Genomic DNA, 22,338 nt, shown 5'->3' on the forward strand with positions numbered 1-22,338 from the left:
TGGTACTTACAATTAACTCACAGCAACCTAGGCGATGGCAATCTGGCTGCCTTCTAATTTTTCCTTATTGATTTGTAGCAGGTTCTTTGTTATGGTTATGAAAAGAAACTTCAAACCTCATTAGTATACTTTGATAGGTGAGTATTACATATGATAATATTGATAACAAATGATGATGGTTTTGAAAGTGAAGGAATAAGACTACTTAAAGAAATTGCACACAATTTTGCATCGGAAGTATGGATAGTGGCACCAGATACTGACAGGAGTGGATCTGCAAGATCTCTTGATTACCCAGTGAAACAATATATTAGAATAAACCAACATAGTGAAAGGGAGTTTAGTGTGTCTGGTACTCCCGCAGATTGTGTCATTATCGCGTTAAATAAAATTATGAATAAAAAACCAGACTTAATATTATCTGGAGTAAATATTGGATCAAATGTCGGCGATGATATTTGTTATTCAGGCACAATCGGTGCTGCAATGGAAGGTGCTGCAAGATCTATACGTTCTATTGCGCTGAGCCAAGTTTATCATGATAAAATAGACTGGAACAATACAAAAGTTTTTGCACCAAAGGTTATCAGCAAGCTAATGAAAGTTGGTTGGCCTAAAGATATAGTAATGAGTATAAATTTTCCTGCTACAGAAAAAGTGAAAGGGGTCGAATTTGCTGAACAAGGTGAATATAACATTGATGGTGATTTAACTTTTACTGAAAATTTGAATGGTTCTTTGAGCTTAAATTGGTCTCGGGAACACTCAGGCAGTGGTAGTGTAGATAAAATAAAAGGAGGTTTTATTACTATTACACCGATAAAATTAGATTTTACAGATTATGATATATTAAATGCTATGAAAAATTCTTGTGCAGAGGAATTTTCTTCTATAGCTAACACTCCTATTGCTTCTGATTAGATATTTTCTACGATTTTATCGCGAGCAATCATTTTTTCTTCACCCGTGTCCATGTTTTTTATTTTTAAAATTTTACTGCTTAGCTCTTCATCACCAAAGATTAATACAACTTTTGCATTTGCTTGATTTGCTTTTTTCATGCGAATTTTTAGAGTTCCACTATATTCGTAAATCACATATAAACCATTTCTACGTAATTCACTTGCAAGTGTTAGAGCATGTTCTTCAGCTTCTCCATCGATTGGAATTATATAAATAGGCCTCTCTTTTTTTTCAGCATAGTTGATTAATTCCATTATACGCTCAATCCCCCCTGCAAATCCTATTGCTGGAGTGTGTTTTCCACCTACTGAAGATACTAGATTATCGTATCTTCCACCGGCAAAAACTGCTCCTTGTGAACCCAAATCTTCTGTGACAAATTCAAATACTGTGTGACAATAATAGTCTAGACCTCGAACTAATTTGCTATTTACAGTGTAAGGTATGCCAAGAGCTTGCAGTCCATTTAACACCTGGTCAAAGAAATATGAAGATTCTTTTGTATAATAATCACTGATTTTTGGTGCGTCAGAGATTATTTCTTTATCTATCTTATCCTTAGAGTCTAGTATTCTGAGTGGGTTTTTAATCAATCTATTTTGACTATCTTCTGATAGGTCATTTTGAAACTTTTTTAAATACGATATCAAAGCTTCTCTATACTTACTTGTTGTTTCACTATCACCCAAAGAGTTGATTTTCAGTCTTACATTCTCATTGATGCCAAATTCAGTTAACAAATGCTGAGCGAGTGATATCAATTCAATATCAGCTTTTGGATTTTCTATACCAAAAACCTCAAAATTTATCTGATGAAATTGTCTTTGTCGTCCTTTTTGTGGTCTTTCATAGCGAAATGCAGGTCCTGTTGAGAATAATTTTATCGGTGTTTGCAGTTTTTTTTCAATAAGTAGCCTGACAATCGCTGCTGTGAATTCAGGACGTAGAGTTATGCTCTTTCCTCCTTTATCAATAAAAGTATACATCTCTTTATTTATGATATCTGAACTATCACCTAAAGTCTTTGTAAAGACTTCTGTGTATTCAAATATCGGAGTTTGAACAGGTAAAAAGCCGTATAAACTTGAGATTCTATTTGCTGTTTGCTCTATGTATGTAAATTTATACCATTCATCAAACAGAAGATCTTTCGTTCCTTTAACTTTTTGATTAGTCATAGCATAGTCTCTATACCTGAAACTTCTGGTATGTGATAGCTTAGCATATTCTGCACTCCTTGTTTTAAGGTAATTGCAGCACTTGGGCACCCAGAGCAAGCTCCTTGCAGTTTAACGTAAACTATTCCGTCTTTATAGCCACGGAACTTGATATCACCACCATCTTGAGCAACTGCAGGTTTAATATAACTTTCCATCAATTCTTTTATTCTATTTACAATTTCTATATCATTTTCATTAAAGAATTCTTCCTCTAGCATTTTATTATCACTTACTCCTTCTTTATCAAATGCTTTTCCACCAAAAGTAAAGTGATCCATAATTGTAGTTAAAATTTCCACCTTTACTATATCCCAATTCATTCTATCTGATTTTGTTACCGAAATAAAATCATGACCAAAAAATACTCTTACAACATGTTCTATTTGAAAAAGATTTACTGCTAGTTTAGAGTTCTTTATTTCATCTGCATTTGAAAAATCAGCTGTTTCTCCTTCGCTCATAATTTCAAAACCAGGAAGAAATTTTAGCGTGTTTGGGTTTGGTGTTTCTTCAATCTGGATAAACATGTTATTTACCATGACAATTATAATTGTTACTATTTAATCATAAAATGATAAAAAAATATACATGTCATTCATCTTCTTCCTTTTTTTGATATTCACAATAATCACGTTTGTTTTACCTAGCGTTGTTGTATTCTTTCTCTTTTTGGCAAAGAGAAATAACATAAGTTTTATGATGAACTCTATATTAAGTAAGTTTTTGAACGAATTTAACAGCAGTAAAAGTTACACCAAAAATTACACTGGTGATAATATGTCCAAAGATGAAGCATTAAAAATACTGGGGCTGAATTCCGAGGCAAGCCAAAATGAAATCAATCAGGCATACCAAAATTTAATGAAACTGGTCCATCCAGACAAGGGAGGATCGGAATATTTTGCACAAAAGTTAAACACAGCACGTGATAGGTTGATGAAGACTTAATTTTAACCATTGTTTTCTCTGTAAATTTTGCTTGTACATATTAAGTTGCATGATATAAAACCGGAAACATTATTCTTTAGGAGGTATTTGATGAAAAAACTTGAGAGATTGAGAAAGAATTTATTTGCGGCTATAGATGAGCTTAATATTAAGAAAGTTAAAAGATATGTTAAAAAGGCAAGATATATAAATAAAGAAAAAGAGATTATTAATGGTAAAAAAGATGGTATGGCACCTATACATCTTGCTGTTTATAGAGGTAGCTTAGAGATAGTGCGGTTTTTGCTTAAAAATAATGCTAATATTAATGCTGTTAGTGATGGATGTCTTGTTCCTTACTCGTACGTTACTACCATGAATAGCAAAACAGAAATAAAAGAAATGATATATCATTGTACTAGTAGTACCACTTCCTAAGTAATGCAAGGTTTTACAGCTTTACACTTAGCCTTTTTTTATTGTCGACTAGATATAGCGAATCTTCTGCTCAATAATAACATTAATAATATTATCATTAGAAATGCAAATGGCAAAACGGCATTTGAGGTTATCCCAGGTTATGAAAGTCTTTGCAGTGATGGCTGTGACATAAAAAAAATATTCTTAGCTGTGTTAAGATTTCATAAAAATAATTGTACAGAACTATTACTTTTTGCTAGAGTAAATACTAAGTTAGAGTTAGAAGCTGGTGATACTCCAAATCCTGCACCAAGCAGTGCAGTAAGACCTTTTTCTTTTATTAATAGTATATTTAGTTGGGTAACCACTGCCACACTCAATGGCTTATTCAGCAGTGCTCCTACTTTACTTTCTGCACAGCAATCTGTTGATCACTTGGCTGGTAGCCCAATTGGTTCTTCACAAGTTAATTTTAATGCAACAGCTCTACTAGTTGATGTAGTGGTCAAAAAATTCACAGAGAAAAAGTATTCAAAGCTACTGGACAATCCACCTCTGACAAGACTTGATATTATAGAAAAAAAACTCGAGACGGCAATTAGTAATTGTGAAAAACGTTATCAATGTCCTCGAAGTTCATTTAGAGATTCAACAATATCTAGGTTTTCATCATCACAGTCTCTCTAAATCAGTTAAAATAAGCACTCAAATTTGAGTGCTTATTTTTCTATCCCTTATTTCCTCTTCTCAAGCAGATTGCTTCTTATTAAGAGCAAAAAATTTTGAATAAGGAAGCTCAGCATGTCTTGTACGAAAGTTAAAATGATAGGTTGTTGGAAGACCTCATTTTTAACAATTGAAATTTTTCTCTGTAAATTTCAATTGCACATACTAAATTGTGTGATATAAAGCCAAGGATGTTGTACTTTAGTAGGTATTTGATGGAAAGACAAAAAATAATTGAGACATTTGGGGAAAAATTAGCTTCTGCTATAGGCAAAGGTGATTTTCAAAAAGTTAAAGAATGTATTGAAGAGATAGAGCATAAACAAATAAAAAATGAGGTTTTGAATTATGAAAAATACTATATGAAACCTATACATCATGCTACTCTCTTAGGTAATTTAAAGGTATTACGGTTTTTATGTAAAAACGGTGCTGATGTTAATACTACTATTAGTGATCAATATTTGAGTACTCCCTTGCACATCGCTGCTAGACATAACAGACTAGAAATAGCAAAGTTTTTACTTGATAGTTGTGCTAACATCAATGCTAAAAATTATCAAGGCTGTACACCTTTGTACTTAGCATCTAACGATTGTCATTTAGATATGGTAAAACTCCTACTCTGTAGAGGTGCTGATGCTAGTATTCAAAGTCGTTATGGCAAAACAGCATTAAATGTTGTTGGAGATGCTAGAAAAGATGAATGTAGTAGTAGTGAAATTCAAAAAATAGAATCTGTATTGAGCAATGCTACTGAAGCTGACTGTGAAGCAGAATTAACTTCTATAAAAGTAGTTATTAAAGACGATAACGACAGCACAGATTTGGTAAGTAGTGCAGCGAGTCTTCAATTATCCCCTACCAAAGCAATTAAGATAGAATTGGAAGTTAGTAATACTGAAGGCTCGTCAAGTAGCACAGTGAATTCTTTCTCAACTTCTACCAGAGCAGATTTTAAAGAAGCTAGCAGCATCACAAGCGGCGCAGTAAAACCTTCTTCTTTTATTAATAGTATATTTAGTTGGGTAACCACTGCCACACTCAGCGACTTATTCAGCAGCGCTCCTGCTTTACCTCCTGCAGAGCAATCTGTTGATCACTTAGATTGTAGCCCTATTGGTTCTTCACAAGTTGATTTTAATGGAACAGCTCTACTAACTGATGTAATGATCAGAAAGTTCACAGGGAAAAAATACTCAAGCCCACTAGAAGATTCACTTCTCACAATACAAGAAATTAGAGAAAGAAAGCTTAACACTATAGAAAAAAACTTCGAGACAGCACTTAGTAAGTGTGAAAAATTTTATAAATGCCCTGAAAATTCATTAAGCAATTTAACGATATCTAAAGGCGTGTGTCATCAAAAATCTCTTTAAATCCGTTAAAACAAGCATTCAAATTTGAGTGCTTGTTTTCATATAATCCTCTTTAAGTTTAAGCTCTTATATGTTGGGAATAAGCTGCTACGCAATTTAAGTAAACTAAGGAGGATTATGGTGTTTTGTACAAAAACTAAATGTAGCACGTGATCAAATAACAATCTCTTGCGTTGTAAATTTTTTTTAATTTTACATATAAATTTCACTAGCATATGCCCAAATTATGTGGTATAAGGGCAAAAATTTTATCCTTTAGGAGGGTTATGGTTACAAAAACAGAAGTTAAAAATGGAGAGATGGGTTACGTTCTGCAGTAAAGGAACGTGATTTTCAAAAAGCTGAGGAGTATATTAGAGAAGGAAAGACACATACTACTAATGTTATTAACTCTAAAGATAGAAATGGTAACTCACCTTTATCGATTACTGTTAGTAAACAAGATTTAGAAATGATGAGATTTTTAATTGAGAATGGTGCAGATGTTAATATTGAGGACTTTTTTCGTGTGCCTCCTATGTACTATGCTGTTACAAAGGGCACCAAAGAAATGATAGAGCTTCTAATCGATGAAAAGGCTAGCATTAGTGGTTATTTTTCATATGCTGGTGAAAAACGTACTCTTATAGGCTGGGCTATAGATAAAAATAGTTCGGAAAAAATAGAGGTCCTACTTAATCATGGTGCTAGTCCAGATGGCAAGTTTGATTTTAATGATTATTCACAAGATTAGTGTCTACATGCTGCTATCCGAAGAGATTACAAAAAAATAGTTGAACTTCTCGTTAAATATAAAGCTGATGTCAATGTTCAAAACAAACAGGGGCAAACACCTATATATTTGGCTATTAGTTCAAAACGTCCAAAAATAATTAAGCTATTATACGATAATGGTGCTGATATTGATAATGTTAAGAATATAAGGAACGAAACACCATCAGATTATGTTAAGTTATTTTATCCAGGTAAAACGATAAAAGAAATTGCTGCAGAGGCAGAGAGTATCAATGTAAATCCAGATCCTGCACCAAGCAGTGCAGTCAGGCCTTCTTCTTTTATTAATAGTGTATTTAGTTGGATGGGAACTTCAACAACTGCTGCACTCAGTAACTTATTTCAGAGTGCCCCTGCTTTACCTCCTGCACAGCAATCTGTTGCACATTTGACTGGAAGCCCAATTGATTTTTCGCAAGTTGATTTTAATGGAACAGCTCTGCTAGCTGACGTGGTAATCAGAAAGTTTATCAGGAGGAAATATTCAAGACCATTGGATGATTCACTTTTGACATTGGAGCAAATTAGAGAAAGAAAGGTTAGTGCTATAGAAAGGGATATCAAGATGATAATTAATGAGTTTGAAAAATTTGATCAATGTCCTCGAAGTTTATTAAGCAATTCAACAATATCTAAAGGTGTATGTCATCAAAAATCCCTCTAAATCAGTTAAAACAAGCACTCAAGTCTGAGTGCTTGTTTTCGTGAAATCTATTATTTAAATTAAACTTTTTATTGTGAATTGTAGGTAAGTTGTTACAATAAAATGAGTTAAGATGAAAAAACTTTAAGTTATGGAAGATGATAGCAAGAAAGAAATAACAGAAGAAAAAGGTATATTAGGTTGGATAGAGTATAGACTGCCTATATTTTCTTTTCTAAAACATACTGCTTCTTATCAAGTACCAAAAAATTTAAATTATGCTTGGAATTTTGGTTCTTTGGCTGGTATAGCACTAATTTTACAGATAATAACAGGTATATTTCTTGCCATGCACTACACTCCGCATGTTGATCATGCATTTAATAGTGTGGAGCGTATAATGCGTGACGTAAGTTGTGGATGGCTGATACGTTATACTCATGCTGTTGGGGCGTCAATCTTCTTTATGGTGGTCTATGTTCATATCATGCGTGGATTATATTACGGATCTTATAAGAGACCGCGAGAAATGGTGTGGTTTATTGGCATATTTATATTTTTTGCAATGATGGCAACTGCCTTTATGGGATATGTTCTTCCATGGGGACAAATGAGCTTTTGGGGTGCAACAGTTATAACTAACTTATTTTCAGCCACACCTTTAATTGGCAATAAAATAGTTATATGGTTGTGGGGTGGTTTTTCCGTTGATAACCCAACACTTAATCGTTTTTTTGCCCTTCATTATCTTCTGCCCTTCATTATTATTGCTTTAGCTATGTTGCATGTTGTTGCTCTGCATAGATTTGGCTCTAATAACCCAAGTGGAATAGAAGTAAGGTCAGGTAAGGACACTATTCCTTTTTATCCTTATTATATAGCAAAGGACTGCATAACTTTTGGTTTATTTTTTATAATTTTGTTTGGATTTGTTTTTTATGCCCCTAATTATCTTGGTCATCCTGATAATTATATAGAAGCTGATCCTATGGTAACTCCAGTACACATAGTACCAGAGTGGTATTTCCTACCTTTTTATGCGATGTTGCGCTCAATTCCAAATAAGCTTATTGGTGTACTTACCATGTTTGGATCTATTTTAGTTTGGTTTCTTTTGCCTTGGCTTGATAAATCAAAGGTTAAAAGTGGTGCTTATCGCCCATTATTTAAGAAATTTTTTTGGGTTTTTGCAATAAATTTTGCATTCCTTGCTTGGCTTGGGGGGCAGGAAGTTAAAGAGCCTTATATTACTTTAAGTAGGCTCTCAACTCTTTATTATTTTTCATATTTTGTGATAGTTTTACCTTTACTTAGTAAGTATGAGAAACCAAAAAAATTACCAAAAACAATAAACGATTCCGTTCCGGAGATGAAGTGATGCTGTTGGTTAAAGTTGCTGTATTTTGTATATTATCTCTCACTAATTCTTTGTCTGCAGAGGAGTTTAAACCTTTACCAAATAAGAAAATCGACTGGAGTTTTGATGGAATTACTGGATCTTTCGATAGAGAGTCAATTCAGCGTGGCTATAAAGTATACAAGGAAGTCTGTGCTGCTTGCCATTCAATGAATAGAATAGCGTTTCGTAATTTGCAAGATGTTGGTTTTTCTCAAGAGGATGTAAAACAAATTGCAGCCTCTTACCAAGTTAAAGATGGTCCGAATGATTTGGGTGAAATATTTGATAGGCCGGGAGTGTCTTCGGATTATTTTATTACACCTTTTGATACAAAAGAAGCAGCTGCAGCAAGCAACAATGGAGCAATTCCACCGGACTTATCATTAATTGTCAAAGCAAGACATGATGGTGCAAATTATGTCTATTCACTACTAATTGGTTATCAAAACGGTGAACATGATGAGAACGGTTTATATTTTAATCCATATTTTTCAACAGGCAGGTTAGCTATGGCACCACCACTCTCTGAAGGAATGGTAGAATATGATGGTACAAGGCAAGCCACAGTTGAAAATATGGCATATGATGTGGTAAATTTCTTACAATGGGCAGCAGAGCCAGAACTGGAGCGCCGACATAAACTTGGGCTAAAAATAGTGACATATTTTATAATTTTGACAGTATTTTTTGTTCTCACTAACAATAGAGTTTGGAGCCAACTCTATAAAAAAGGAAAATAAAACTTCATTTACGCTCGTTTTTATACCTTACTCATAATATCATGTGTATTATGTAATGATAAATATATTATGAAAGTATAGGGATTATGGCATTTCAAATAGTTACAAATTTTCAGCCAGCTGGGGATCAACCACAAGCAATAGATAGTTTAGTTGAAGGACTAAATAACAAAAAAAGAGATCAGGTTTTACTTGGAGTAACTGGCTCTGGAAAAACTTTTACTATGGCAAATGTTATTGCAAGAACAAACAGGCCTGCGTTAATTATGGCGCATAATAAAACTTTAGCGGCACAGCTTTACGAGGAGATGAGAGGATTTTTCCCCAACAATGCTGTTGGATATTTCATTTCTTATTATGATTATTATCAGCCTGAGGCTTATTCGCCACAAACAGACACTTATATTGAAAAAGACTCTTTAATAAATGAAAGAATTGATATGCTACGCTATTCTGCTATATGCTCTCTTTTGGAGCATAGGGACACGATTGTAGTTGCGAGTGTTTCTTGTATATATGGTCTTGGTTCGCCTGAGAGCTATCTCAGCATGACCTTGACTTTAAGTGCTGGAGATAAGATTCATGTTAATGACTTTCTGAATAATTTAGTTAATCTCCAATATAAACGTTCTGATGTCAGATTTGAGCGAGGATATTTCAGAGTGCGCGGCGATATTATTGATATATTTCCTGCATATTATGAAAATAAAGCTTGGCGTTTATCATTGTTTGGTGATGAAATAGAGGAAATTTCTGAGATTGATGCCATGAACGGAAATATTATCAGACGCATAGATACAGTCACCATTTTTCCAAATAGCTATTACACTACATCACGTGAGACTCTTTTGCAAGCAGTTCAATTGATTAAAAAAGAACTACATGAACGCCTGGATTATTACTATTCACAGAACAAAATTGTTGAAGCAAAACGCCTTGAGCAGCGTACTAATTTTGATATTGAAATGATGATGGCAACGGGAGTGTGTAAAGGTATTGAAAATTATTCGCGTTATCTTTACGGAATGAAAGCCGGAGATCCACCGCCTACATTGTTTGAGTATTTACCTAAAGATGTAATTTTATTTGTTGATGAAAGCCATGTAACCATTCCCCAGATAGGTGCAATGTATAGCGGTAATGAAGCACGTAAAAAGAAATTGATAGATTATGGTTTTAGGCTACCTTCTGCTTTTGATAACCGTCCATTAAAATTGGAAGAGTGGGAGGCAATACGGCCACAGACTATTTACGTTTCGGCTACTCCAGGAAAATATGAATTAGAAAAGACTAATCACGCATTTATAGAGCAAGTTATCCGCCCAACAGGACTGACAGATCCCATCTGCATCATAAAACCAACAGAGAGTCAGGTTGATGATGTGATTCATGAGGCACAAGTGACGATAAAAAAAGGGTTTTGTATTCTAATTACCACATTGACAAAAAAAATGGCTGAAAAACTAGCTGAGCATATGAGTGAGCTCAGTATGAAAGTAACTTACCTACATTCAGATATTGGTGCACTGGAAAGAATTGAAATTATATGCAAATTAAGATCTAAAGAAATAGATGTTCTTGTTGGCGTTAACTTGTTGCGGGAAGGTCTTGATATTCCCGAGTGTGGATTGGTTGCAATTTTAGATGCTGACAAAGAAGGGTTTTTACGATCAGAGACTTCGCTCATTCAAACGATAGGTCGTGCTGCACGAAATGTTGAAGGCAGAGTAATTTTATATGCAGACAAAATTACTAATTCTATGGATCGTGCATTGAAAGAAACTGAAAGGAGAAGAAAGAAACAGACAGAGCATAATACACTGAATAATATTGTACCAAAAACTATAATAAAGCCTATATCAAATACTTTACAGGAAAAAGTGGTAGTTGAGAATTTTAGTCAGGATGATCTAAATAGTCTGAAAAAGCAAATGTTGAAGCATGCTGAAAATTTAGAGTTTGAAGAGGCGGCAAAAATAAAAGGTATTATTGAAAGATTTAACAATAGGCCCGTTGAATAACTAGAAAAAAGATAAATAATTAATAGTTAAACTGACTTTGATTTACCAACAATTGAAAGAACATCATTCGAGTGGCAGAAAAATGAGCCAGTTCATGATAATTTCAAATTTTCACCTTTTATCTTATAGGTAATGATTGTTGAACTTATTTCTTTCTCGAGATTATGTACAGACTTTAACAAATTAAATCTCACAACAAATTTGTTGTTTCATAGCTTTTATATCATACTATAATTGCAACTGTTTTAACAATAATCAGAGCCTAAAAGAGATTTATTATCAATGGACTATTTATAAAAAAATCTTATGGAAAATAAAGCTTGGTTCATTTGGCTAATCAGTAACTTGATTGTTGTATTCAGCAATATGCAGATAATCTACACCTTTATAAGCGTGAATCTTGAAAAAGAACTTGGGCTCACAATCGCGCAAGTTGCACTAGCTAATTCAGCATATACTTGGACTTTTGCTATCTCACAATTTTTTAGTGGGGCAATGTTTAATGTTTTTTCCAGCAAAAAAAATTATTTTTTCTCATTGTCAATCATGCTCTTTGGTTTTTTTGTCCTTATCAAGAGTGACAATTTTGCCCATTTAATTTCATCTCAATTTTTGATCGCAATTGGAGCATCGTTTGGTTTTATTGGCGCTGCTCATGTAAGTAGCACATATTTTCCCCTTACTCAATTTGGACTGATGTTCTCACTAGTGCAGACAATTTCAAGTCTTTCTGCTTTGATGATTCAAATGTGCTTCTCTAGCTTGCTTGCCGAAGGTGCAGATTGGAAAAATCTTATTGTATGCGTAATATTATTTGGCGTATCGATATTTGTACTTATGTTTTTTTTATCCGAAAGGACTTTCAAAAAAAATTTGGGAGAATACACAATAAAGAGCTCTATAAAAACAGTAATATGTTCTGTACTAACAGTGCTAAAATTAAGAGATATCTGGATAACCTCAATAGTGGGTGCTATTACTTTTGGAACATTTTTAGCGCTTAATATGCTGTGGGCACCAAGGTTACTAAGCAACTTAAAACTCAATACAATCGAGTTAGGTGTGGCAACTGCAATATTGTGGCTTGGTCTTGCAATTGGTGCTCCAATTGCAGATCTAATCTCAAATCTATTTAAAAATAGAAGGCACGTAATCTCTGCTTTTGCCACATTGCAAAGTATTTCAGCTATTATTTTACTATGCGGCAATTTAACAGTTCATATTATATACTTTTGTATGTTAATGTTTGGTTTTTTTGCAGGAGGACATATGCTTAATTTTACTGTTGGTAGTGAGATTGTTGAGCAGAAGTATATTAGCACATCATCATCCATTATCAATGGATTTATGTTTGTTATGAGTGGAATTTTAGTGTCAATTTTAGCATTTTTTTCAGATCATCAAATGGCGCTTTTCACAATATTTGCAATGTTAACATTTGCTAGTATTTTTAATTATGCTACAAAAGAAACATACTATAAAAATAAAGTAGCTGAATCTTGAGTCGATTGTTATATTATATTAACATACTGTAATAAATTATGACAACAAAATACACAACAGTAACTAAGGCAACAATAGCTGAATGTATAAACCAGGAAATTGGATTATCGAAAGAAGACTCTATTGCAATAATAGATGATATATTGGATGAGATAAAAACGAGCTTAGCAAAGGATGGAATAGTAAAAATATCTTCATTTGGAACATTTTTGGTTAAAAACAAGAAAGAAAGACCAGGAAATATACCAAAGACATTGGAAAGGGTAGTAATTCAAGCGAGAAAATCAATTTCTTTTAGATCTTCAAAAATGATGAAGAAATTAATAAACAACCGATGAATAAGGAAAAATTATTTTACACAATTGGAGAAGTAGCTGAAGAACTACATTTGGAGCAGCATGTTTTAAGATTCTGGGAAAGTCAATTCCATCAAATTAAACCTACAAAACGGAAGGGAAGAAGACTATATGATCATAAGTGTATAGAGGCAATAAAGAAAATAAAATATATGCTATATGACAAAGGATATACAATAAAAGGAGTACAAAAGGAATTTGGTAACGATGTAAGAATTGATCATTATTCAAGAAATTTGTTGCAAGAACTTACCGATTTAAGAGACTATTTGACTGATAAAATAAATGAAGAAAGTAATAAATAGACGAAAAACACTATAAAGTTTTGTGAAAGTTGATATATCTAGAGATAAGTGTATGTGTCGTATAGCATTGTTCTTTATATTATCAGCAATACTGATAAGCTGTGGCCTGCAAAAACCTGCACCTGTACTACTTAAAGGCGAAGAATTTTATGGGAAAAGAGACCTAGAGTACATAAGGGAGTATCATTTGATTAAAGAAAATGTTGATTCTTCGCTGCGAAAAGAAAGTAGAAAAGTCTTTGTAGATAAGGTATATAACAATAATGCACAAAGCATGTGTAAATTTGTAATACCGGTTAAAGGTGCAGTTACCTCTTTTGATAAAATATGTCAAGATGGCATAAAAATTACTGCTCAAAGTGGAACAAAGGTTATTGCTTCTGCACCTGGCAAAGTAATATACGTAGGCAAAGGCCTGAGGTGGTACGGAAATTTAATTATAGTGGAACATAAAGATAATTACATAACTATGTACTCCTATTTAAAAAACATACAAGTTGAAATTAGTGATAAAGTAAAACAAGGTCAAGTAATTGGATCTGCAGGTAAATCAAGCACACAAGATAAAGATCCGCAGATGTGTTTCACAATAAGGCATAATGGTCAAGCAGTCGATCCTTTAGTACATATAAACTGTGATTGAATTTATGAAATATGATTGTAAAAACGTTGAAAAATTCTACCAAAATAAGTGGGATTTTTCTGTAAGTAAAGATAGTAAAAAGAAGAAATGTTACGTGTTGGAAATGTTTCCATATCCATCTGGTAAGATTCATATGGGGCACCTGCGTAACTATGCAATAGGAGATGTTATAGCACGTTACAAGAGAGCTCATGGATTTGAGGTTTTGCACCCAATTGGCTGGGATGCGTTTGGATTACCAGCTGAAAATGCAGCAAGGGACAATAATATTAACCCTGCGGCGTGGACAAAAGAGAATATAGACAATATGCGTGCACAGCTAAAATCTATAGGTCTTTCCTACAATTGGAATCACGAGCTTTCCACATGTGAGCCTGATTATTACAAACACGAACAGAAATTTTTTCTGGATTTTTTAAAGCATGGTCTTGCTTATCGAAAAGAGTCGTGGGTTAATTGGGATCCAGTGGACCAAACAGTGCTTGCAAATGAGCAAGTGGTTGATGAAAAAGGATGGCGATCAGGTGCAGTTGTTGAAAAACGTAAGTTATCTCAGTGGTTTTTAAAGATTACTGATTTTACTGAAGATTTGCTTCATTGTCTGCAAAGTTTAAAAAATTGGCCAGAAAAAGTCAAAACTATGCAAGAGCGCTGGATAGGAAAATCTGAAGGGGCAACTATAGATTTTGAAATAGTTGGCCTGAATAAGAAATTAAAGATTTTTACAACTTCTCCTCATACTTTATTTGGAGCTTCTTTTCTTGCAGTAGCAGCAGAGCACCCTATTGTACAAGACCTTAAGGACAAAGACATACAAGGCTTTATCGACAGTGTGAAGGCAAAGGGGGAGAATGATGAAAAAATCGGGATTTACACAAGATTAAATGTCAAACATCCATTTCTTGATAAAGAGTTGCCACTGTACATAGCGAATTTTGTGTTGATGGAGTATGGAGAAGGTGCGATTTTTGGTTGCCCTGCACATGATCAGCGTGATTTTGAATTTGCACAGAAGTATGGTTTACCGATTATTCCTGTAGTTTGTGAAGAGACCACAGAGACCTTAAAAGAACCGTACTTCGATGATGGAGTGATGTTCAATTCTGAATTCTTAAATGGACTAATGATTAATGAGGCAAAGGAAGTAATCATTAAAAAGCTTGAAGAAAAAGGAATAAGCAAAAAAACAGTAAATTACCGTTTGCATGATTGGGGAATTTCAAGGCAACGTTATTGGGGATGTCCTATACCTGTTATATATTGTAAAGATTGTGGAATTGTTCCAGTTCCAGAAAAAGACCTCCCTGTTATTCTACCAACGGATGTAGAATTTACAAGTGGTGGTAATCCGCTGGATAAGCACCCAACCTGGAAATTTGTTGATTGTCCAGAGTGCGGAAAGCAAGCAGAACGTGAAACTGATACATTTGACACTTTTTTTGAATCTTCTTGGTATTTTGCTGCATTTTGCAGTGAAAATAAATCGATTAATAAAGATACTTGTAATCGTTTTATGCCTGTTGATTATTACATAGGTGGAATAGAACATGCAATTCTACATTTGCTTTACTCAAGGTTTTTCTGCCGTGCTTTAACTAAATGTGGCTATTTTGACGTTAAAGAGCCTTTCTCTACTTTAATCACTCAAGGAATGGTCTGCCATATAACTTATAAAGATGAGAATGGCAAATGGCTCTTTCCCGAAGAAGCAAAAGAGTTGATTACGCAGGGTGCTAAGGTTCAAGTTGGAAAAATTGAAAAGATGAGCAAATCGAAAAAGAACACTGTTGATCCAAACTTTATTATAGAGAAGTACGGTGCTGATACTGCTCGTTTGTTTGTATTATCCGATACCCCCCCAGAAAAAGATATGGAATGGTCTGATGATGGCGTGGAAGGTTGTTTTCGATACATAAATAAATTGTGGCGTATGGTAGTGCAACTTAGGCCCGTAAACATACACTATGATAATGAAAACATTGTAGGTAAACTCCTAGAGTACAGAAAAAAAATCCATAAACTATTGCAAGGGCTTACAGATGACTTAGAAAACTGCAGATTAAACTGTGTGGTAGCAAAGTTTCGTGAAATGACAAATTTAATAGCTGAAATAGACGTAAAAACTGGAAGATCTCTTATTGATGAAGGTATATGCATACTAATCAGAGTAATTGAGCCATTCATGCCACACCTGGCTGAAAATTTATGGCAAGAAATAGGAGAAGAAGGAATGCTATATATGCAACCTTGGCCAAAAGCTGATGAATCACTACTAATTAATAATATGGTGACTGTGGCAGTGCAGATTAATGGAAAGTTGCGTGCAACCATCGAAGTAGCAACTGATTTACCTCAAGAAAAATTGAAGAAAATAGCAACAGATTCTGTATCTAATAGAATTGATCAAAACAAAATTCGCACTATATATGCTGTATCAAATAAGGTGGTAAACATAGTTATATAAAAAACTTGAGTAGCATGTTCCTAAATTCATAGTTATACTTTTTTTGATACATAATTATATCTTTTTTAATATAAAGGATATATACTTGTGCATTATATATTTTTTTGTATGGGTAGTTATATGAAAATAAAAGGATTGTGCGTTTTAGCTTTGTTGCTCACTTCATCTTTAGCAGATGCAGCTAGCAACAAAGCTAGTAACAGCACAAAAGATCAGTACTACGGGGGTTTAAACTTTGGTGGTGGATGGGGTGGTGGCTTTAAAATGAAGCCTAGCGTTGTTTTTGGTTATAATTATGACAAAAATTCTAAACTTGAACTTGAGATTCTCACTGACATGAGTAATTTAACTGAGAAAGCAAAAAGGAAAGTAGGAGTTGGCTTATTAGCAAATTATCGTTATTACCCTAATCTTGATATCGATCCTGTTAAACTATACGTCAGTGCAGGTTTAGGAGGATACCTAAAAGCAATGGGGCCTAATCCCACTCCAGCTATTACTCAGACAGTAGATAAAATACTGAATGCTATTTCCTATACATTGAAAGTGGGTGTTGATTATGAAATTGCTTCACAGATAGTTGGTACAGCTGGTATTACCGTAGGCGGGCAACTCATTGGTATAAAAAGATTGGCAATACCAGATGCGATTCTGGAGTTAGGAGTACGTTATAATTTTTAATATTGGTTTAAGTTTTAATTTCCATAACGTTATATCAATACTTAATAGTTAGGTGTAATATAAAAATGAAAAAATTGTTTGCTATATTATTTGCTTCATCTTTAGCAAGTACAGCTAGTAGTAGTGCAAGTGAGTTAGAAGATCAGTACTATGTAGGTTATGTAGGTTTAAACTTTGGTGCTGGATGGGGTGATACTTTTAAAATGAAACCTAGCGTTGTTTTTGGTTATAATTATAACAAAAGTTCTAAATTTGAACTTGAGGTTCTTGTCAATATAAGTGATATAACTGATAAACAAAAAAGGAAAGTAGGAGCTAGCTTGTTGGCGAATTACCGTTACTATCCTGATCTTGAAATTGATCCCATTAAATTATATGCTAGTATAGGACTGAGTGGGTATATCCAAGTATTGCCTTCTTTTGACTTCGGTAGCAGTAGTACAGGTGAAACTACAGGTAAAAATGTTGCAGATAGTGGTGATTTAGGCAAAATTGTGAATGAAGATGGTACAGAAGACAATAATAAAAGGGAAGAGGAAGAAAAGAGTCAAGAAGCTCCAGCTCTACTAGCTGCTGATGGAAGCAAAGTAACGTCTGATCCATCTTTAGTAGACAAAATACTGAATTCTATTTCCTATAAACTAAAGGTAGGTGTTGATTATGAATTTACTCCGCAGATAGTTGCTACAGTTGCTATTGTTGCAGGTGGCCAACTAAGTGGCTTTAAACCACCGATGAAAAAACCAGATGCAATCATAGAAGTAGGTATACGTTATAATTTTTAAGCTATGAATGCTTATACACAATTGTATACTCGGCACTATATATGTGCTATTTGCAAAACTACTCTGTTTATGCTAACATTAACCTAAATCTTAAGCAATAAAACTAGAAGGATCAACTCCCCGCTGCAAGCAAGCAGCAATTACAGTGTTTATCATAAGAAATGCTATTGTCATCGGTCCAACCCCACCAGGCACTGGAGCAATAGCCTTGACTTTTTCTTTTACTCCCTCAAAGTCAACATCGCCTACAAGCTTTGTTTGCTCTCCTACATTCACACTATTTATGCCAATATCAATCACTATTGCACCTTTTTTTATCCAATCTGCTTGAACAAAATTTGGCTTTCCAACTGCTGCAACTACTATATCCGCCTTAGAGCAATAATCAGCTAAATCCCTACTTTGTGAATGCAAGATGGTAACAGTGCAATTTTCCTGCAACAATAAGTGAAACATTGGTTTACCTACAATATTTGATCTTCCAATGATTACTGCGTTTTTACCGGACAGATTATTTTCAACTGACTTAATTAAATGCAAAGAACCTTTGGGAGTACAAGGTATCAGACAATTTTTTTCACCCTTAACTAATCTGCCAACATTCTCATCATGAAAGCCATCTACATCTTTTTTAACACTTACTGTATTAATTACTCTGCTTGCACTGATGTGTTTTGGTAAAGGCAACTGAACTAAAATTCCATGCACAGATGGATCTTCATTTAATGTATTAACTTTTTCAATCAATTCATCTTCTGAGATACTATCAGGCAAAGCAATAGTTTCAGAACTTATGACTATTGATTCTGCTTTTCTTTGTTTATTACGAACGTAGACCTGACTTGCTGGATTGCTACCCACAAGAATTACTTTAAGACAAGGAAAAACATTATACTCTTTCTTTAAAATATCAATTTTTTTTGATAGCTCCTCACAGAGATCATTTGCTATTTTTTTACCGTTAATAATAATTGACATTTCCTTGCCACTCCTTGAAATCAGGTAATGCGATATCAAATAAATTCAATACTTTACCAACAGCATGATTTACAATATCATCCAAAGATTTTGGTTTAATATAAAAAGCAGGCATCGGCGGAGCAATAATTGCTCCCATCTCCGTTAGTTTTAACATATTTCGGAGATGTCCAAGATGTAGTGGAGATTCTCGCACCATAAGAACTAATTTTCTTCTTTCTTTTAGAGTTACATCTGCAGCCCTTATTAATAGATTGGAAGTCACCCCCGATGCTATTTCAGACATTGTTTTCATAGAACATGGAGCAATAACCATACCTGAGGTTTTAAATGAGCCGCTTGCTATTTTTTCTCCTATTTTTTCTTCAGAATAGTAAAAATCTGCAAGCGATATAATATCTTCAAGTTTTTCTTTAATCTCATGAGCTATAGTTATTTTTCCAGCACTGCTGATCACTAAATGAGTTTCATGATTGGTATTTTTTAGTGCCTCTAGAATCCGTACACCGTAAATAGAACCAGATGCTCCACTTATTCCAATTACAATCCTACTATTCACCTTCGTAATTCATTCCCAATGCACGTTTGTAGGTATCAAGTAATATTTCCTGTTCCTCCCTGTCATCATCATCCATCTTTCTTAGCCTAATAATCTGTTTCATCACTTTTATATCCCAACTTTCATCTGCAGCTTTTACATATACATCACGAATGTGATCTTGCACATCCCTCTTTTCTTGTTCAAGTTTTTCGATTCTCTCTATATAGCTCTTCAAATCTTCAGCCGTTATTTTTACTGTATCTTCCATAGAACCCAACTAATTAATTTCTACTACAGTATTATCAGTTTTTACTTGTACTTCAATCATAGTAATAATATTTTTATCTTTTTTTAAAATCTTAAAGTAAAAACCGTACATGAAAAACTCTTCATTTTCTTCAGGAATGCGCTCTATCTCGTTTATAATCATACCCGCTAGAGTTGTAGCTTCTTTATCAAGAAGATCCCAATGTAATTGTCTATTAATATCCCTAATAGTAGATTTTCCTTCTATGTGATACATATTATCGGATATCTTTTTTATAAAATTCTCTGTGATCAAATCATGTTCATCTGAAATTTCTCCAACTATTTCTTCCAGTATATCCTCAAGAGTTACGATTCCCTGTAATGCTCCATACTCATCAATAACAAATGCAAGGTGTTTCCTGTTTTTACGGAAGTTATGAAGTTGTACACTGAGTGGCGTACTTTGTGGCATAAACCAAGGCTTTGACATAACTTTGGCAATCTCTATTTTATTATCCTTTTCACGCAAGGCATTTATTAGATTTTTCACGTGAACCACTCCAACAATATTATCTGGTTCTTTTTGCCATAAAGGTACTCTGCTATGGCTACTGGTTAAAATCTCTCTTATTAACTCTTCTTTGTTTCGATCTATATCAAGAGAAAATAAGTTTCTCCTGTGGGTCATAATTTGTGATATTTCTGTCTCAGCTAAATCAAGTATACTATTTAGCATATCTAAATCCTGTTGTAACATAGTGCCCTCACTGCGGTGAAGAGTAATCATATTACGCATTGCATCTGCTGCAGATATTACCTCCCTATTCTTATGAAGCCCACATAACTTCAGAATGATATTGACAATAAACTGAATGCCTAATGTCAATGGAGAAAGAATCTTGACAAAAAACAGCATAAAATAAGCAGAAAGTAATGTAAATTTTTCAGGATTTTGCATGGCATAAGTTTTTGGTAAAACTTCACAAAATAGCAAAATACAAAACGTCATCATGAATGTTGAAAGAAATATGCCCTCACTCCCAAAAGAATTTATAAATATTACTGTAAATAAAGCAGAGCAAGTAATGTTAATAATTGTATTACAGAGTAATATTGTTCCTATTGTTAATTCTTTTTTACCTAACAAAAGCTCTATTATCTTGGCTTTTTTGTTACCTTCTAGCTTTAGTTTATTCACTCGGGATCGGCTAATTGAGGTTAACCCTATTTCTGCTCCTGAGAACAAAAACGATAAAATCAATAAGAAAAAAATTGCTGACAATACTGAAATCAATAACCAATCCATTAAAGTATGATGTTATTGCGATATAGAAACAGAGTTGATTTTATATGTTGTAAGAAGCATTTGCAAGTCTATATATCTTTAATATAAAAAAATAAATCAGGAAATATATCACACACTGCATTCACATGCATATTCTCAATAACAAGTGGAGGAGTTATTCTTATTACCCTATTATTTAAAATATTAGTCATTATTAAGCCTTTGTCAAGAGATTGTTTAACAATTTTATCAGCCAAAGGTACTCTAAGCTCTATCCCTATCAATAAACCCTCCCCACGAACTTCTGAAACGATCTTCGGAAATTCTTCAGTCAAAGGCAACAACTTTTCTTTTAGATATTTACTGACCTTCTTAACATGGTCAAAAAAGCCTTCCTTTAGCATTACATCGAGTACTGCATTACCAACAGTCATAGCAAGTGGATTACCTCCATAAGTTGACCCATGAGTTCCTGGAGTGATTGCTTCTGCTATATAATCTTTTACTAAACATGCAGCCAGAGGAAATCCATTACCCATAGCCTTCGCACAAGTGAGCATATCAGGTTCAACTCCTATATTTTGATAGTAAAATAGAGAGCCAATCCGTCCATATCCGCATTGCACTTCATCAAAGCATAAAATTATTCCTTGAGCTTTTGTTATCTCTCTTACTTTTTTAAGATACTCTACATCCAATGGATGTACTCCGCCTTCACTTTGTATGGGCTCTAAAAATATGGCAGCTGTTTTGCTATTGATTTTCTTTTCTAATGCTTCAATGTTATTTCTTGGAACTTTATCAAAACCAGAAAGGAGTGGAGCAAAACCTTCACGTGATTTTTCATTTCCCCCAGCTGAAATTGCAGCAATACTGCGGCCATGAAAACCTCCTTCAATTGTAATGATGTGACTGCGCTTTTCTTGTCCATTTAAGTAGAAATAGCGGCGAATAAATTTAATTGCAGCTTCTGTTGCTTCAAGTCCACTTGAGCAGAAAAAAACTTTATCGGCAAAGGTAAGTTCTGTTAAACGCTGAGCAAGCCTTTCCTGCTGAGGAATAGTAAAAATATTAGAGCAGTGCCATAATGAATCCAGTTGCTCTTTCAATTTATCTGTAATGTATGGATGACAATGCCCTAGAGAGGTTGTAGAAATTCCTGCAGCAAAGTCTAAATATTTTTTACCATCCTTATCGAAGAGATATACTCCTTCTCCTCTAACTATAGAAGCTTCAGATCTATTATAAGCGTTAACAACATGATCCATTTTAAATATTATCTATAGTGCATGAAAAAGCTTTCCCTTAATATTGCTTAAACTAAAAATTGGGCTAA

General features: G+C 33.9%; 22 protein-coding genes and 1 pseudogene. 16 read left to right on the forward strand and 7 right to left on the reverse strand.

All coding sequences use genetic code 11. The annotated features are described in order from the left end of the window. Positions 1-150 precede the first annotated feature (150 nt). Positions 151-921: a 5'/3'-nucleotidase SurE gene (surE, locus tag JSQ73_RS03745; RefSeq protein ID WP_214249650.1), complete on the forward strand. Its 771-nt coding sequence runs from the start codon at positions 151-153 to the stop codon at positions 919-921. Here the strand turns inward: surE and hisS are convergent. Beyond that, a complete protein-coding gene (gene hisS / locus JSQ73_RS03750; protein ID WP_214249651.1) occupies positions 918-2,141 on the reverse strand; it encodes a histidine--tRNA ligase in 1,224 nt (407 codons plus the stop codon). The two genes, surE and hisS, sit on opposite strands and share 4 nt — an antisense overlap. Next, positions 2,138-2,710, reverse strand: a complete 573-nt coding sequence (locus JSQ73_RS03755) for a NifU family protein (RefSeq protein ID WP_214249700.1) — start codon at positions 2,708-2,710, stop codon at positions 2,138-2,140. Before JSQ73_RS03755 ends, hisS begins: the two co-directional genes overlap by 4 nt. Before the next feature lie 169 nt (positions 2,711-2,879). Here JSQ73_RS03755 and JSQ73_RS03760 point away from each other — a divergent pair, with 169 nt between their 5' ends. The 15 genes and pseudogenes from JSQ73_RS03760 (at position 2,880) to JSQ73_RS03835 (ending at position 17,949) form a co-directional block, all read left to right on the forward strand. Next, positions 2,880-3,131: a J domain-containing protein gene (locus JSQ73_RS03760; protein WP_234301644.1), complete on the forward strand. Its 252-nt coding sequence runs from the start codon at positions 2,880-2,882 to the stop codon at positions 3,129-3,131. A gap of 90 nt (positions 3,132-3,221) precedes the next feature. Further along, a pseudogene (locus JSQ73_RS03770) lies at positions 3,222-4,217 on the forward strand (ankyrin repeat domain-containing protein). Positions 4,218-4,471: 254 nt separating this feature from the next. After that, complete coding sequence (locus tag JSQ73_RS03775) at positions 4,472-5,635, forward strand: ankyrin repeat domain-containing protein (protein WP_214249652.1); 1,164 nt, start codon at positions 4,472-4,474, stop codon at positions 5,633-5,635. A gap of 352 nt (positions 5,636-5,987) precedes the next feature. Then, positions 5,988-6,368 carry an ankyrin repeat domain-containing protein gene (locus tag JSQ73_RS03780; protein ID WP_369409687.1) on the forward strand — a complete coding sequence of 127 codons (381 nt, stop codon included), beginning with the start codon at positions 5,988-5,990 and terminating at the stop codon, positions 6,366-6,368. 36 nt (positions 6,369-6,404) lie between these two features. Next, on the forward strand, positions 6,405-7,073 hold the full coding sequence (locus tag JSQ73_RS03785) for an ankyrin repeat domain-containing protein (protein ID WP_234301904.1): 669 nt from the start codon (positions 6,405-6,407) through the stop codon (positions 7,071-7,073). A 130-nt stretch (positions 7,074-7,203) separates the two neighbouring features. Beyond that, complete coding sequence (locus tag JSQ73_RS03790) at positions 7,204-8,430, forward strand: cytochrome b (protein ID WP_214249653.1); 1,227 nt, start codon at positions 7,204-7,206, stop codon at positions 8,428-8,430. Beyond that, entirely contained in the window at positions 8,430-9,191 is a 762-nt protein-coding gene (locus tag JSQ73_RS03795; RefSeq protein WP_214249654.1) for a cytochrome c1, read from the forward strand. Before JSQ73_RS03790 ends, JSQ73_RS03795 begins: the two co-directional genes overlap by 1 nt. A gap of 86 nt (positions 9,192-9,277) precedes the next feature. Further along, complete coding sequence (gene uvrB, locus JSQ73_RS03800) at positions 9,278-11,212, forward strand: excinuclease ABC subunit UvrB (RefSeq protein WP_214249655.1); 1,935 nt, start codon at positions 9,278-9,280, stop codon at positions 11,210-11,212. Between the two features lie 306 nt (positions 11,213-11,518). Then, positions 11,519-12,715 carry an MFS transporter gene (locus JSQ73_RS03805; protein WP_214249656.1) on the forward strand — a complete coding sequence of 399 codons (1,197 nt, stop codon included), beginning with the start codon at positions 11,519-11,521 and terminating at the stop codon, positions 12,713-12,715. A gap of 38 nt (positions 12,716-12,753) precedes the next feature. Further along, complete coding sequence (locus tag JSQ73_RS03810; protein WP_214249657.1) at positions 12,754-13,053, forward strand: integration host factor subunit alpha; 300 nt, start codon at positions 12,754-12,756, stop codon at positions 13,051-13,053. Continuing rightward, positions 13,050-13,376, forward strand: a complete 327-nt coding sequence (locus JSQ73_RS03815; protein ID WP_214249658.1) for a MerR family transcriptional regulator — start codon at positions 13,050-13,052, stop codon at positions 13,374-13,376. Before JSQ73_RS03810 ends, JSQ73_RS03815 begins: the two co-directional genes overlap by 4 nt. 52 nt (positions 13,377-13,428) lie before the next feature. Beyond that, a complete protein-coding gene (locus JSQ73_RS03820) occupies positions 13,429-14,019 on the forward strand; it encodes a murein hydrolase activator EnvC family protein (RefSeq protein WP_214249702.1) in 591 nt (196 codons plus the stop codon). A gap of 4 nt (positions 14,020-14,023) precedes the next feature. Next, entirely contained in the window at positions 14,024-16,483 is a 2,460-nt protein-coding gene (leuS, locus tag JSQ73_RS03825; RefSeq protein ID WP_214249659.1) for a leucine--tRNA ligase, read from the forward strand. 120 nt (positions 16,484-16,603) lie between these two features. Beyond that, positions 16,604-17,164 carry an outer membrane beta-barrel protein gene (locus JSQ73_RS03830; RefSeq protein ID WP_214249660.1) on the forward strand — a complete coding sequence of 187 codons (561 nt, stop codon included), beginning with the start codon at positions 16,604-16,606 and terminating at the stop codon, positions 17,162-17,164. Between the two features lie 65 nt (positions 17,165-17,229). Continuing rightward, positions 17,230-17,949, forward strand: a complete 720-nt coding sequence (locus tag JSQ73_RS03835) for a cell envelope biogenesis protein OmpA (protein ID WP_214249661.1) — start codon at positions 17,230-17,232, stop codon at positions 17,947-17,949. A 90-nt stretch (positions 17,950-18,039) separates the two neighbouring features. Here the strand turns inward: JSQ73_RS03835 and folD are convergent, their stop codons facing one another. The 5 genes from folD to JSQ73_RS03860 form a co-directional block, all read right to left on the reverse strand. Beyond that, positions 18,040-18,927, reverse strand: coding sequence for a bifunctional methylenetetrahydrofolate dehydrogenase/methenyltetrahydrofolate cyclohydrolase FolD (gene folD / locus JSQ73_RS03840; RefSeq protein WP_214249662.1), 888 nt, complete (start codon positions 18,925-18,927; stop codon positions 18,040-18,042). Next, complete coding sequence (locus JSQ73_RS03845) at positions 18,911-19,486, reverse strand: UbiX family flavin prenyltransferase (RefSeq protein ID WP_214249663.1); 576 nt, start codon at positions 19,484-19,486, stop codon at positions 18,911-18,913. Before JSQ73_RS03845 ends, folD begins: the two co-directional genes overlap by 17 nt. Beyond that, positions 19,479-19,736, reverse strand: coding sequence for a DUF2312 domain-containing protein (locus JSQ73_RS03850; RefSeq protein WP_214249664.1), 258 nt, complete (start codon positions 19,734-19,736; stop codon positions 19,479-19,481). The genes JSQ73_RS03845 and JSQ73_RS03850 overlap by 8 nt, the downstream gene beginning before the upstream one ends. 9 nt (positions 19,737-19,745) lie before the next feature. Further along, entirely contained in the window at positions 19,746-21,023 is a 1,278-nt protein-coding gene (locus JSQ73_RS03855; RefSeq protein ID WP_214249665.1) for an HlyC/CorC family transporter, read from the reverse strand. Between the two features lie 68 nt (positions 21,024-21,091). Continuing rightward, on the reverse strand, positions 21,092-22,270 hold the full coding sequence (locus JSQ73_RS03860) for an aspartate aminotransferase family protein (RefSeq protein WP_214249666.1): 1,179 nt from the start codon (positions 22,268-22,270) through the stop codon (positions 21,092-21,094). Between the last annotated feature and the right edge of the window lie 68 nt (positions 22,271-22,338).

Origin of the sequence: Wolbachia endosymbiont of Anopheles demeilloni (genome assembly GCF_018491735.2) — a bacterium.
Lineage (GTDB): Bacteria > Pseudomonadota > Alphaproteobacteria > Rickettsiales > Anaplasmataceae > Wolbachia.

What these genes read in the sequence shown, in the direction of transcription:
- surE (WP_214249650.1), top strand. Translation starts at nt 151, where the DNA reads ATGATAATATTGATAACAAATGATGATGGTTTTGAAAGTGAAGGAATA.
- hisS (WP_214249651.1), bottom strand. Translation starts at nt 2,141, where the DNA reads ATGACTAATCAAAAAGTTAAAGGAACGAAAGATCTTCTGTTTGATGAA.
- JSQ73_RS03755 (WP_214249700.1), bottom strand. Translation starts at nt 2,710, where the DNA reads ATGTTTATCCAGATTGAAGAAACACCAAACCCAAACACGCTAAAATTT.
- JSQ73_RS03760 (WP_234301644.1), top strand. Translation starts at nt 2,880, where the DNA reads ATGATGAACTCTATATTAAGTAAGTTTTTGAACGAATTTAACAGCAGT.
- JSQ73_RS03775 (WP_214249652.1), top strand. Translation starts at nt 4,472, where the DNA reads ATGGAAAGACAAAAAATAATTGAGACATTTGGGGAAAAATTAGCTTCT.
- JSQ73_RS03790 (WP_214249653.1), top strand. Translation starts at nt 7,204, where the DNA reads ATGGAAGATGATAGCAAGAAAGAAATAACAGAAGAAAAAGGTATATTA.
- JSQ73_RS03795 (WP_214249654.1), top strand. Translation starts at nt 8,430, where the DNA reads ATGCTGTTGGTTAAAGTTGCTGTATTTTGTATATTATCTCTCACTAAT.
- uvrB (WP_214249655.1), top strand. Translation starts at nt 9,278, where the DNA reads ATGGCATTTCAAATAGTTACAAATTTTCAGCCAGCTGGGGATCAACCA.
- JSQ73_RS03805 (WP_214249656.1), top strand. Translation starts at nt 11,519, where the DNA reads ATGGAAAATAAAGCTTGGTTCATTTGGCTAATCAGTAACTTGATTGTT.
- JSQ73_RS03810 (WP_214249657.1), top strand. Translation starts at nt 12,754, where the DNA reads ATGACAACAAAATACACAACAGTAACTAAGGCAACAATAGCTGAATGT.
- JSQ73_RS03815 (WP_214249658.1), top strand. Translation starts at nt 13,050, where the DNA reads ATGAATAAGGAAAAATTATTTTACACAATTGGAGAAGTAGCTGAAGAA.
- JSQ73_RS03820 (WP_214249702.1), top strand. Translation starts at nt 13,429, where the DNA reads ATGTGTCGTATAGCATTGTTCTTTATATTATCAGCAATACTGATAAGC.
- leuS (WP_214249659.1), top strand. Translation starts at nt 14,024, where the DNA reads ATGAAATATGATTGTAAAAACGTTGAAAAATTCTACCAAAATAAGTGG.
- JSQ73_RS03830 (WP_214249660.1), top strand. Translation starts at nt 16,604, where the DNA reads ATGAAAATAAAAGGATTGTGCGTTTTAGCTTTGTTGCTCACTTCATCT.
- JSQ73_RS03835 (WP_214249661.1), top strand. Translation starts at nt 17,230, where the DNA reads ATGAAAAAATTGTTTGCTATATTATTTGCTTCATCTTTAGCAAGTACA.
- folD (WP_214249662.1), bottom strand. Translation starts at nt 18,927, where the DNA reads ATGTCAATTATTATTAACGGTAAAAAAATAGCAAATGATCTCTGTGAG.
- JSQ73_RS03850 (WP_214249664.1), bottom strand. Translation starts at nt 19,736, where the DNA reads ATGGAAGATACAGTAAAAATAACGGCTGAAGATTTGAAGAGCTATATA.
- JSQ73_RS03855 (WP_214249665.1), bottom strand. Translation starts at nt 21,023, where the DNA reads ATGGATTGGTTATTGATTTCAGTATTGTCAGCAATTTTTTTCTTATTG.
- JSQ73_RS03860 (WP_214249666.1), bottom strand. Translation starts at nt 22,270, where the DNA reads ATGGATCATGTTGTTAACGCTTATAATAGATCTGAAGCTTCTATAGTT.